At 35.9% G+C, this 14,039-nt stretch carries 7 protein-coding genes; all 7 read right to left on the bottom strand.

The features are described from left to right. Nucleotides 1–105 precede the first annotated feature (105 nt). Nucleotides 106–2,166 (bottom strand): RagB/SusD family nutrient uptake outer membrane protein, encoded by a 2,061-nt coding sequence (locus AC1Q7L_RS19140; protein WP_492307319.1) that lies wholly within the window; start codon nt 2,164–2,166, stop codon nt 106–108. Between the two features lie 18 nt (nt 2,167–2,184). Then, entirely contained in the window at nt 2,185–5,223 is a 3,039-nt protein-coding gene (locus tag AC1Q7L_RS19145) for a SusC/RagA family TonB-linked outer membrane protein (RefSeq protein WP_492307318.1), read from the bottom strand. 369 nt (nt 5,224–5,592) lie between these two features. Next, complete coding sequence (gene rhaT, locus AC1Q7L_RS19150; protein ID WP_492307317.1) at nt 5,593–6,681, bottom strand: L-rhamnose/proton symporter RhaT; 1,089 nt, start codon at nt 6,679–6,681, stop codon at nt 5,593–5,595. A gap of 333 nt (nt 6,682–7,014) precedes the next feature. Beyond that, nucleotides 7,015–8,175, bottom strand: a complete 1,161-nt coding sequence (locus AC1Q7L_RS19155) for a glycoside hydrolase family 88/105 protein (protein ID WP_492307316.1) — start codon at nt 8,173–8,175, stop codon at nt 7,015–7,017. 111 nt (nt 8,176–8,286) lie between these two features. Next, nucleotides 8,287–10,161 carry a rhamnogalacturonan lyase gene (locus tag AC1Q7L_RS19160; protein ID WP_492307315.1) on the bottom strand — a complete coding sequence of 625 codons (1,875 nt, stop codon included), beginning with the start codon at nt 10,159–10,161 and terminating at the stop codon, nt 8,287–8,289. Between the two features lie 257 nt (nt 10,162–10,418). After that, nucleotides 10,419–11,225: a DUF4350 domain-containing protein gene (locus tag AC1Q7L_RS19165; protein WP_492307314.1), complete on the bottom strand. Its 807-nt coding sequence runs from the start codon at nt 11,223–11,225 to the stop codon at nt 10,419–10,421. 12 nt (nt 11,226–11,237) lie between these two features. Further along, the gene (locus tag AC1Q7L_RS19170; protein WP_492307313.1) at nt 11,238–14,015 is read right to left on the bottom strand and encodes a glycosyl hydrolase; all 2,778 of its coding nucleotides are present in this window, start codon (nt 14,013–14,015) and stop codon (nt 11,238–11,240) included. Between the last annotated feature and the right edge of the window lie 24 nt (nt 14,016–14,039).

Here is a 14,039-nt window from a genome sequence, read left to right on the forward strand (position 1 = left end):
GTGATAAAGTTTTTGTTTAAAAATTTAACTATTAAGAAAATTTAAGTTGATTTTGTTCAACCAAAATTTTCTCAATGTTTAAAATAAGTTTCAATTGGTTATTAATTAATACCCCGGAAGTTGCGTAAGATTTGGATTATCAACTAAAGGATGACCTGCCGACTGCGCTGCAAACGGAAGTAATTCTGTTTTGTTTGGTACAAATCCGTAGAAAAGACCATCTCCGCCACCTTCGATCCAGTTTGGATAAGTTCCACCGTTTTCAACAGAACCTGTTGGTTTTGTATAAATAATAGCTCCGATCTGAAGTGCATTGAAGCCTCCAGTAAATCCTACCGCTTTTCTTGCATTACCATTAAAAGTACTTGTATAGGCTTCAAACATCTTAGTAGGATACCATTTGTCGCCAGCTACTACAGTTTGTCCGTGTGCTGTAACTATACTCGCCAAAGCCGTCTGATAAGCTGCAAAATTTGCAGCAGCCGTAGGAACGTTTTGAACGATTGCAATTTCTGCAGGGTTCGTTATTTCAATATATTTAAGTGCTAAAAACGGATCTCCATAAATCTGTGCATTTTTTTCAAATTTATAAAGACGCAGAGCAGGCGTATTTGCGTATTGACCGGTTTTGTTTGATAAGTTTTTCATTGCCTGTTTTGTAGCATCAATTTCACTTGCCAAACGGTTCATTCTAATTAAATCAGTACGAAGATTAAATTCCCCTGCAAATTCCCATTTACGCTCCTGAACAATGGCACTTTCGAATGCCTGCTGACCGCTTGGTATTGGTAATGAACCTATTCCTGCACGGTTTCTTACCTGTTGTAATGCTGCTGTAGCCTGAGCGGTAGGTCCTCCATTTAAATAATTCTGAGTTTCTGCATACATTAATAAAACATCAGCATATCTTAGAATCGGAATGTTCAAATTACGTGCATCCGCCGCCTGTGGTGCCACACACCATCCCATTCTAAATTTACCGGACATAATACAAGAGAATGTAGTTCCTGCGTTTACCCAAGTATCTGTAGCTGCCCCAGCATTTAAGAAATAAATACTGTAAGAAGTACAAGAAACATCTCTACGTGTATCGCCTTGATTAAAAGAAAGATAATAGCTTGGAAGTATAAATTGCAGTGCTTTACGAGAACCATAAGTTCCGCCACGAGAACCTTCCATTGCATAGACTCCAAAAGCTGAATTGGTATTTGCGCCGTATTCAGCGATGTGCCAAAGCATTTCCGAATTCGTTACTGCAAATTTTCTTTGATCAAAATTGAACCATAAAGCTTCGAAACCACTTTTACCACCCTGAGCCTGTACTAAACTAGCAGTTCCTCCATTAACCACAGCTGCAGCCGCGTTATCTGCAATTTGATATAATTGTTGAACTCTTGAATTATCACTTCTACGAGACATTGTACCAGGAGCTGGGCTATTAAGGTCCCATCTTAGAGAATACCCTGCAGCATATAAAGCGATTCTTGCTAACAAACCATTACCTGCTGCTTTTGTTAAACGCTCAGTTGTTCCGGTAGTAGGTAAATCATTTACCGATTCCTGCATATCTGCGATAACACGATCGTAAATTATATCTCGGGAAGTACGTTTTGGATATAAAGTATTAGGATCGTTAGGATCTGCATCTTCCAAAGGAATCCAAACGGCGGGAACATCTCCATATACTCTGATCAAATTGTGATAACAAAATGCACGAATCGCTTTTACTTCTGCTATCAGAGCATTACGTTTCACGCTGGGCTCCATCAAAGCTAATCTGGTGATCGCAATATTGGTTTTCTCTATACTTGAATACATTGCTGCATAGATTCCTGTAACTGTATTAGGCGTATAAGCATCATACTGGTAATTACAAATATTGTATTTGGAATTATTAGTGGAACCATCTTCAGAAGAGTGAGTTACTGTATCTCCTGCTCCAAGCTGATAATACATTTCTGTAGGAACCAGACCTCTGTAACATCCCTGAACAAACAAATCTGCAGTATCTAAACTTTGAAATACCGTATTGGTATCAGTTATATTATAAGCTGGCTGATCCAAAAAGTCTGCACTACACGAATTGATGAATATTCCGGCAATTATAAAAGATGGAAGTATGAGTATTTTTTTTATTGATCTATATGTTTTAGATATATTTTTCATGATCTAAATATTTAAATATTAAAAAGTTAAATTGATCCCAAGAACATAGCTTCTTGAACGTGGATAAGATGAAGTATCATACCCCGGTGTTATTGCAACTCCGGATGCTGCCGCAACTTCAGGATCATAACCAGAGTAACCGGTAATTGTTGCTAAATTGTTTACTGTAACATAAATACGTGCATTAGTTACTGCGATACGTTGTAAAAATTCTTTATTTAAGCTATAACCAACCGTTAACTGAGCAATTCGCAGATACGATCCGTCTTCCACATAATATGATGACGGATAAGCAATATTAGCTGTATTTGTATTGCTTAAACTCCAAGTCCTTGAGTTTTCATCAGGGTTAAGTTCTTTTAATCGTACTAAATTTGTCGTTGCCTGCCCTGTATTAGGATCAATCAAATGATAATAATTGTTTCCGAATTCTGTAGGAACATTTTGGTATAAAGCATACGGGCTCAAACTTTGTTTAGTGGCATTATAAATATCACCGCCTACGCTGAATTTCATGAATATAGCAAGATCGAATCCTTTATAAGAAAAATTATTGCTGATACCTCCAATAAAATCAGGAGTACCATTTCCGATTTTCACTAATTTTCTTGTGAACTGATCTCCAGCCTCATTATCTGCTGCAAATTTCATATCTCCCGGTTTAGGAGTTCCGGTAGCAGGTTTTACAACACCTGGTTTTAAAGTAAGTGTTCCGTTTGCAGCCTGTGTAAAATCATCAGTTGTGTAAACCCCTTGATAAACATATCCGTACATATCTCCCAACTGTTCACCTACTTTAGCATAATAAGTTACCATTCCTGATCTGCTTCCACCTGCGTTAAATGGCCTGTTGTCTCTTCCATCCAAAGCAAGAACTTTGGACTTGTTGAAACCGATATTCGCATCTGTTGACCATCTGAAGGCTCCTGTTTTTACGTTAATAGAATTAAGCGTAAATTCCATACCGCGGTTTCTCATTACTGCAATATTTTCATATTTTGTTGTATAACCTGTAGACACTGGCAACCCAACAGGCAGCAACATTTTATTTATATCATTATTGTAAAATTCTGAAGTTAGTTTTATCCTATTATTGAAGAAGGCTAAATCTACCCCAATATTCGTTGCTTTCATCTCTTCCCACTGCAAATTTTTATTACCCACGGTAGAACTTGTTGTAAATGCTGGATTAGTAGCATTATTATCAGAAGGATAAGTTGTAAGAACTAAGTTTGTTGTGTATAAACTATTCCCAATATCATTGTTACCTGTGATACCATATTCAAATCTTAATTTAAAATCATTGACAATTTTATTAATCTTGCTGTCTTGCCAGAAATTTTCCTGAGAAATACGCCAAGCAGCAGCTACTGACGGGAAATTACCCCACTTTTTATCTGAACCGAATTTCGAAGATCCGTCTCTACGAAAGGTAGCAGTTAATAAATAACGATCATCATAACTGTAATTTACACGTCCAAAAAAAGAACTTATTGCATATCTTGAATTATCTACATTTTTATTGGACACTGTTGCATTGTCAATATCATATAATCCATAATTAAAAAACGGAAATTTGATTAATGTCATGCTATTACTTTCAGCTTCCTGATAAACAGCTTCCTGCCCTGCTAAAACACTAACTCTATGTTTCTCTGCAAATGTTTTATTAAACGTTAAAGTATTGGTAATCTGATAACGGAATGATTCTGCATTTCCAATACTTCCGTTAATTCCTGTATTTACAGGATCTGTTAAAAATGAACGTGAGTTCTCATCTGAAAATGTTGTAGATTTACTGTTATTCCAGTTATAAGAACCTGCTGTTCTGAATGTGAAATTTTTCAAAAAATCAAATTCAACACCTGCATTAGCCACAAATGATCTGAAACGTCTATTGGATTGAGATGCCTGGGTTTCTATATATGGATTTTCTGTATCAAAACTTGAATCTAATCCCGAATAATCACCATATGTTTGGGTATTAAATAACTGATCCTGTGTAAATTTAGTTCCTCCAGTGATTGGCTGAAGAAGGATTTTTTTCATTCCCGAATATGCTCCACCTCCGTTGGTAGAATTGGAATTAAACATAGAGCTGAAGTCTACTCTGATTCCTTTATATAATTCTGAATTGATGTTGGCACGCAATGAATTTCTGGTTTCACTATAATTTTGTAATAAACCCTCTTGTTTATTGTAATTATAACTGATATATGCCTGCGTTTTCTCATTCCCTACAGAGACGTTGACATTCTGGTTTTGGGTTGTCCCCGTTCCACCAAGCATTCTTTCCTGCCAATCTAATGCAGGAGCCGATGCATATCTATTATTGATTCTACCATAAACTCCGGTATAAAATCCAGGAGTATCAGTTCCTAAACTGTTATCGAAAACATTACTCCATTGAGTTGCTTTTCCTGAAAGTTGTGCCAGTTCATATTGATATTTTACATAATCTTCCGAATTTGAGACCATATCCAGCTTCTTCGAAAGCATGTCAAATGACATAAAAGAGTTATAATTAATAGTTGTTCTACCCTTTTTCCCGGTTTTTGTTTTAATAACAATAATACCATTGGAACCACGTGCCCCGTAAATCGCAATTGCAGAAGCTCCTTTTAGTACGTCAATACTTTCTATATCATTTGGATTAATAACATTCAATGCATTATCCAATTGGAAACCGTCCACAATGTAAAGTGGCTCTGTACCTTGGGTGATCGATGCACCACCACGAAGGGTAACGTTTGCACCTGCTCCAGGAGCACCACCTGCTGTAACGATATTCAGACCTGCAGCTCTTCCCTGTAATGCCTGTAAAGCATTCATTGCTGGTGTGGCAGCCAAATCTTTTGCAGAAACTGAAGCTACAGCTCCCGTTAAGTCAGATTTTTTCACTTTTCCGTAGCCTATAACCACAACCTCTTCGATCTCTTTCGTTCCTACTTTTGCAGTATCCTTAATTGTTGTTTGCCCAAAGACAAAACCAGACGCAAGCAGAAATAAAGGTGCAATTAATGGCTTTAAATTCTTGTTTGTAATTTTTAAAGACATATATTAAGTTTTAGTAACATTAAATTATTATTTAGCCAATGTACATTGTTACAAAAATTTCGGCATCCTGCCATATCCTGCATCTTAAAATTCATAATTTATCTTAATTAGGTATAAATATTTAATGTAAAAATTAAAAATAATAACAATTTGGCGAAATAACTTTAAATAAATTTTTAAATCTGCAACTAGCTTTAAAACAACAACATAATTATTTAATAATCAATTCTGTTTCAAAAAAAATTACAGTAATCTATTAGCATAAAAAAAAGGCAACTGAAAAATATCAGTGCCTTATAAAAAACTAAACTATATATTACCTGTATGATGATAATTTAAAAGGATTGTAAAGGTTACCGAAAAATGATTCTAACGTAAGGAATTTCCATATCCTACGATCAAAATAGAAATAAACATTACCGTCATTCCTACAGCTATAGTAGAAGTTGTTTTTTTAGAAACTCCTTTCCATTCTTTAATGATAACACCCCATAAATTGGCGATTAAAATGATAAATGCCATGTGTAAAATCCACGAACTGGCACCATTTCCCATCTTGCTTTCTCCCATTCCATAGAAGAAAAACTGTAAAAACCACATTGTTCCGGCAAGTGCGCAAAAAATTAAGTTTCGTAAAACCGGTACATCTTTTTTCACGTAATCTGTATAAGATTTATTTTTAATAGCTAAATATAAACAGCCTATCAGATTGACCGCCATTCCGCCCCAAAGGACAACGACATACGTTACATTGTTTTGAAAAAGGAATTCTCCCTGTCCCGGATTTGCATTTTTCCACAATTCATTGGCTACGTCTGCCATTGGTTTTCCTGCTTCCAGACCAAAATTAAAACAAGCACTTAAAACTCCTGATATGATGGAAACTATTAATCCTAAACCGAATTTATATTCCGTTTTTACTTGAGTACCATGAGGATCTAATGAATCTGTTTTCAATTCTTTTTCTTTCATCATCCCAGCTTTTCCGCTGATGACGATTCCGATGACACAGACAAAAAGACCTAACAAAACCATCTGTCCCCATTTATTGGAAATCAGCAAACCGATGCTGTCTTTTCCTGTTTGCGGAGAAAATTCATAATATATTGATGGAACTAACGAACCAAATACCATGCAAAGCCCCAAAATAATGCTGCTTCCAAGTGCAACTCCTAAATATCGAACGCCTAGACCATAAGTAAAACCACCAATTCCCCACAAGGCACCGAACAAAAACGTCAGTCCCAAGATTGAAGAGCTCTCATTCTGTATAATTTCCCAAAAATTAGGAATGGTAAGAAATGCTGCTAAAGGCGGAACAATGATCCACGAAACGACCCCTCCTATCAACCAATATGTTTCCCAGTTCCATCCTTTTACTTTTTTGTACGGTAAATAAAAACTTCCCGAAGAAAAGCCTCCTAAGAAATGGAAAAAAATCCCTAATAATGCATTCATAATTTATCTTATGGTTAGAATTTGAAAATTAAATATATGAAATCGATTGCGCATCTTGTAGTGTCATGCAATTCATAGTATATTCTCTTTTCGATAATAAAATTAAGGTTTTTTCTTAATTCTATTAATATTAATTAAATATTGAAGCTTTAAGGTTGTATATAATTTTTTAAGTTTTTGGCTAATTAGTCGAGCTAAAGCCCGACCATATGGATATTTAAAGTAATTTTTCTCCCACAGATTTGCACAGATGTTTACGTTATACCTTATTTAAATTGTCAAATTATGCGCATTCATCTGTGCAAATCTGTGAAATCTGTGGGAAATAAAAAGTTATTTCAATTTATAAACTTCACTGGCTGCAAGCAATAAACAGCCCAATCCATAATCTTCAAAATCAGGTTCTTTGCTTACAGAAAGTGGCTGACCATCTTTTGGTTCCTTTCCTGTTCCCTGCACCCAACCTAAAAATCCATTAGGCTGAACAGAATCTTTTGCAATCGCATTCCAAGCTTTGATAGCAACAGGCAAATACGTTTTTTTATCAATCAAACCGTTGTTGATTCCATATGCCATTCCATATACGAAAAGAGCGGTTCCTGTCATTTCTTTTCCTCCGAAATTGGTGGGATCATGCAAACTCGCGTTCCAAAATCCATCTTCTCTCTGAATTGGAAGCAATGCTGATAACAAATCTTTGTAATCCTGCAAATATTCCTGATAATGAGGATCAGATTTTGGAGTATCTTCCAATGTACGAGCCAAAGCAGCAACTACCCAACCATTTCCACGGCTCCAATAGCAGTCCTCCCCGTTTGGTTCTTTATAAGGCGGTACAAAGCTTTTATCTCTCCACCAAAGTTTGTCTTTTGGATTGTACAGACCATTTCCTCCGTGCTTGTATTTTGTGAAGGCATACATTTCGTAATTTTTATCGAAATACTTTTTCTCACCTGTCATTCTACCTAGTTTTGTGAAAATAGGCATTCCCATTTGAAGCGCATCAATCCACCACCAGTCGTCTACTTTATTAGTAGCCATCATACTGTCTATGGAAGCTTTTACCAATTTAATTCTCTCCAGATTTTTCTTACCATCGATTTCATAAAGATCCAAATACGTTTGTCCACAAGCTTGATTATCAGCGTTACGCGTATAAGTGTCGCGCATCATGTCCCAATTATGCTTTTCAGACCATGACATTGCGTAGTCGTAATATTCTTTTTTAGGATCTACTTTATATAATGCAATTAATCCTTCATAATAAACTGCACGCGTCCACAGATTGCTTGGCCAAACTTTTTTTCCTACAATTTCTTTTCCGGTATCTGGCCATTTGTCCATGAAATATTGGTTGGCTCTTTCTGCAGTTTCCAGAACTTCTTTTTTATTGGGAAGATCAATATTATTTGTTGCTGATTTTTGAACTGAACATGAGGATAAAGCTCCAAAAATTACTGCAAAAACAGCAGTTCTCATGAGTATCTTTTTCATAATTATTATCTTTTTATTTAGTTTAATTTAAATCTTATTTTAGACTTTGGCTAAAGCCAAATGGTTATTTTAAATTTTAAAAACGGGCTAAAGCCCATTCCTATTGATAATTTAATGCTTTACAGTAATTATATTTGGTTTCGGAATTTCTTTAACAGATTCATCCAAATAATAATCCGTGTGCGGGGGCTGATTGTAGCCTACATTTTGCCAAACGATACTCAAACGATATTGCGGATTGTGCATCAAAGTGTACAAACGGTGCTTCGTAGGAATTGTCGAACTGAAAATTCGAAGTTCCTGATTATCTGAGGTTCTGTAAATTACTTCTTCCCTCCAGTCTCCAAATAAATCTGCAACTAAAGAAGGATTTTTCTTAGTTCCGTTGTTTGATTCACACTGAAAATCTTTAGCATCAAATATCAAGTTTGATTTCTCATTTTTCCAGTCCCATTTTGACACGGAAGTTCCGTCTAAAATTTCACTTAAAAAATCTCCATCCCAGTAAATTCCCATATTAACTGACGGATTTTTTTCACTGATTTTATTTCCTTTGGCATCGTAAAGACCTTTAACTCCCGCTCCGGCAGCCCAACATTCAGAACCTTGGTAACGAGGATCTATATTTAATGAAAGACCTCTTCCCGGACCTTGGAATTTGCCTTGCTTACTGTAAATTAAAGAAGGTAATTTCCATAAAACCTTTCCCGTTTTTCCATCTCTGAAATGTGAGCCTGCATTGTCGAATCTTTCCTGAATATCAAAAATTTCCAATCCCGGATTTGAAGGATCTAAGTCACCAACGTGCAAAGCATCGCCGTGACCATAGCCTGTGCTGTTTAAGACTTTTCCATTGTCATCGACGGTCATTGCGCCATAGACAATCTCATCTTTTCCGTCGTTATCAACATCAGCAATGCTTAGGTTGTGGTTTCCCTGTCCACGAAATTTTTTATTTTCTTCTGAACTTTCGGTATCAAATAACCATCTCAGACTGAGTTTTTTATCTTTATAATCCCAAACTGCAATCGCAGTTCTTGTGTAATACCCTCTCGACATTACAACACTCGGATGTTTACCGTCTAAATAAGCTACTGCTCCCAAAAATCGGTCTATACGATTTCCTTTTGCATCGCCCCAGGTTTCGGTCATTTGTTCATCAGTTGGATTCAAACTCCCTGCAAATCTTGGAACCTGATAATTGACGGTATTAATTTCTTCTCCTGTTTCGCCATTAAAAACTGTCAGATATTCAGGACCTGAAAGGATAAATCCGTTTTCATTGACGTAATTTTTTGTGGCATCTCCAATAACTTTTCCTTTACTGTCCTTTGATCCATCTGCGGTTTTCATTACGATTTCCGCTTTACCATCCTGATCTAGATCGTACACCAGAAATTGTGTATAATGAGCGCCTTCTCGTATGTTTTTCCCTAAATTGATTTCCCATAAGAACGTTCCATTCATTTTGTAAGCCTGAATAATAGGTTCATCCGTAATCCCTTTCTGGCTGTTATCACGGGATTGTCCGGTTTGATGAAGGATGATTTCATATTCCCCATCACCGTCAAGATCTGCAACAGAAATATCATTTGGGGTATATCCGGCCGGAGTTTTTAAAGGGATAGAAAAATACGGTTTTTGAGAAGCTACATACTTCGCAGAATCATCATCTACCGTTTTATCCTCAGTGTTGGATTTCACGAAATAAGTATAATTCTTTGCTTTGTCTGCTGTTTTGTCTAAAAAATTAGTCTCATTGAGCAGCGGCTTTTCATTCAATTTTTTGGTTGAATTATTTTCAGTTCGATAGAGATCAAACTGAGTATTTTGGGCTTCTGTTCCCAACAAACGCCAGCTTACAAAAACACCTGATTCTGCAGGTATGGCTACGATTCCTCTTTTCAGGTATTCCATTTGTCTTTGTGCAAAAATTGCTTGCGAAAGAAAAATAGCGGATGTAATAAAGATATACTTGATTTTCATAATTCTACATTATTTTTAGTAAAATTTTTATGTTTTGGCTTCCTTCGACAAACTCAGGATAAAAAAGCCATTTATGTTGATTTATCCTTGTCAAGGTTTTGAACCTTGACAAGGATTTTCCCGTTGAATCTCTCGCAGCCCGACTTGAACGGAAATCCTTTTTGTGAAACGCAGTGTAACAAAAAGATTGGGAGTGGAAGGCGGATTAAGCTGCCCAAATATTCATCAGACAAATTCAATCGATTGCACAGATTTGATTATTTTTTGGAAACTTGTTCCAATAACCATTTTACCCATTCTTCTGTTCCTTGATAATTGGTAAAATCTGTCGGTAATTTTTTGCCGTCGATGTACTCATTATAACACCAAGGATCACCCAATGCGAAAACCGTCCCTTTTCCAAATTTAGCGACAGCTCCAATGTTTTTATTTTCTGCCGTCAAAATAGCTTTTGCAGGCGATTTTACATCGATCGAACTCACTTCTTTCATATATAGTTTCTGCTGAGAGAACACTTCATTTCCTGACGGAACGTTTACTGCACCTTGCTCAAATTCTCTTTTTTGAACGCGGTTATAGCTGTCATCATTGAAATGAATTCCGAATTCTCCGGCCAGTTTGTTAAAATGTTCAAATTCAGAATTGCCGTGATCATTGCTTAGCAAAACTAAAATGCCACCATCTTTAACCCATTTTACCAGATTTTTGATACTTGCCGGATCAATTAAATTTGCCTTTCCTCCATAAGCTTCTTTGTCAATATCCGCATCTACAATGATGTAGACATTGGCCGTTTTCAAATCTTTTTTTGAGGGAGCCGTTTTCAGAGTGCTGATTTCCGCACCTTGCTTTGTGAAGATTTCGCCTAACAAAGAAAATCCACCGTTTGTTTTATCTTCCCATGTATAATGCACGGATTTTAATTCTCCGGTTTCCTTGTCTTGCTGTTTTTCGTTATTGAAAAAATTATCCAACACGACTTTTGGTTTGTTTTGAGAATAGTAAAAACCAGCCAGCAAAAAACAGGTTCCTAATGCAATTTTTTTTAAAATAGTCTGCTTCATTATGTTTAAAATTTATTTCGAGTAAGTTAGTGGAATTATTTGAATTTTACCATCCAAACCAGAAGGCTGAACTTTCCAGTTGGATGCATCAAACGGTTTATAATTAATGTTTACAAAATTAATCTCATTATAATTTCGCCACGTAATTTTATTCTGATCCATATATCGAATTCTATTCGTCATTAAATTACAAACTTCTATTTGAATGGTATTTTTACCTTTTTTCAGGTATTTTCCAATGTTAATTTCAAAAGGAATACTCCAGACAATTCCCGCATCCTGACCGTTGACAATCACTTTTGCACTTTCGTACAATTTATCAAATTTTAAAAGATAATCGTCTGCATTTTTTTTCTTTACATTTAAAGTCGTGGTGTAAATTCCTGTTCCTGAAAAACTTTGCGTTGCAGGATCGTCAGAAAAATTCGTCCAAGGTTCCAGTTTTTTTAAATTTCTTGATTTTGGAAGTTCGGGACCGCCTTCTTTGAAACTCAATTGCCAAGTCTGATCTAAAATTATCGGAGCGTCTGTCTTCTCTGCATATTTCCATTTTGAGATGGATGAATCAACAGTTTCAGAATTTTTCAGAATTAAAGATTCTCCGGATTTCAACTGAATTCGAACAGAATTATTTTGCATTTCGGCAACTCCAAAATCTCCGTTTTCAGGATTCATTATCGTCGTTTGCTTTCCTGTATAATTAATAGGAACAAATTGATTGATTTGCTTTGAAGTATGATTGACAATGTAATAATATTTTCCGCCGTCAAACTGTCTTCTCACAAATTTCAATCCCGTGTCCGTTAATTTTTCTCTTTGAATTTTCAAATATTCTAATCCTTTTTCAACATCTGAACTTAAAACAATTTTACCTTTTCCAAAGCTTGCAATTTTTATATTTCCACCTTGATTTTGAAACGGAATTTGATTCCATAAAGATTTTAATTGATTTCTTCTTTTCTCCACTTCAAAGTTTCCGGGAATATCTTTTGGTTCGTTTTGAAAAATAATTGAAGCGCCATTTTGGGCTAATTTCAAAATATCATTTAACGTAGTTTCCGGTAAATATGTCAATTCCGGAATGATTAAAACCTGATAAGAAGATCCTTCTTTTGCAGTCTGAATTTTCTGATTTTCCGATTTTGATTCGTTAATCATTTTGTCTGAAATCATATCAAGTGAATAACCCATTTTGTTTAGTTTATTCAAATTCTCATACATCGGAGTTGGCTGCAACCACTTTTCAACGTTATGAACTTTAAAAGCAATATCTTTTCCTTTTGAACTTGCCCATTGGTCATAAATAGGCCAGTACATCAGCAATTCGTTATCAGATTTTCCACTTTGCAAAACACTTTGAGTACGTTCAACATAAGAATTCAATCCACTTAAATGTGGCCATAAACTATTTTCGGGAACAAAATTCGTCGAAGCATAAAATAACCACCCCGGAAAAGAAACATCAGCCGGCGTGTAAGTTGTCCCATGATAAAAAACATGATTGATTCCCGATAAGAAAACCTGCTCAACTTCTGGTTTTGCCTGTGACCAAGAGGTTTTGAAATGCTCCGTAAGCCACGTAAAAGTCTCGTTTGAAGTTAATTTTTTGCCTGTAACATTGGCTGCAGAAGAAGCAAATTTCAACATATTAAAATCAGGCATATCTGATTTTTGAATATCTGCGCTGTCTCTTCTCAAGCCAGGAATTTCAAAAATAGAACTTCCAAAAGTTTCAGATTCAGGAATATCGACTGCGGCGTATAAATCCAGCAAATTTCCGGGTGAGCCGTGCGCCTGATTGGTATTTTTTGAGTTTTTGGAATGCGCCCAGTTGGTGAAATTATCTGCAAAATTGTGTAAAATCAATTCGCTCAACGTTTGTCTGTAATCAGATTTAATTCTTGTCGTTACCTCGTTTTCATCATTATTAATCAAATATTTGATGTACGGACTTAGATCATATCCTCTCCTTTTTTTAAATTCATTTTTAAAATCAGGCGTCCAATCGGCATTATAAACTTCGTAACTGTCATTAAAAAAAGAACGCACGCCGTAATTGGAGTTTCCAAAAGCTTTATCGAAAGTTTTAAGATAATTTACCGTTGAAACAGGCGAAAAATGATCTAATGTATATCCTTCACCACCCGGAGCTGCTCGTTTTACTTTTTGTAAAGTTTTACCTGTAAAAACCGCATAGATCGTCCATTTTCCGGAATCGGGTTTCCAATTGAGAGAGCCGTCATTTGTGATTTTATCGTTTAAGACAACCGCTTCATTTTTTTCATTGTAAGCGGTTACAATATCGAGTTTTATTGTTTTTAAATTTTTAAGCTTTTCATCATTTAAAACAATTTTTTCTGAAAATTTTTCGCCTGATGAAATTGTATAAGTCTGAACAATCATTTTTGTGGCAGCATCCTCTTCACTTACCTGCGGCCCTCCGATTGGCCAGCCCGTTCCGACCGCCATATCAACGCCCATATTCAGACTTTTTGCTTTGTTTGTGGTGAACTGAAGCATTTTCATCCATTCAGGAGAGAGATAATTAATATATTGATTTTCAAATCCTTTCGCTCCGTAAATAGGAACGATTTCAACTCCTCCAAAACCTGCTTTATTAAGTGTTGTCAGTTGTTTATCCAATCCTTTTTCATCCACAGCATTTCCCATCCACCACCAACGCGTCCATGGTTTTGCGGTTTCGGTAGTTTTGGGCCACGGATTTTGTGCGGAAAGATTTCCGAAGGCAAAACAGATGACACTGAGTTTTATGATATTTTTAATATTCATTTTTGATTCCTATTTTTCAAATCG

This window comes from Chryseobacterium sp. GW823-FHT05E08 (genome assembly GCF_058795655.1).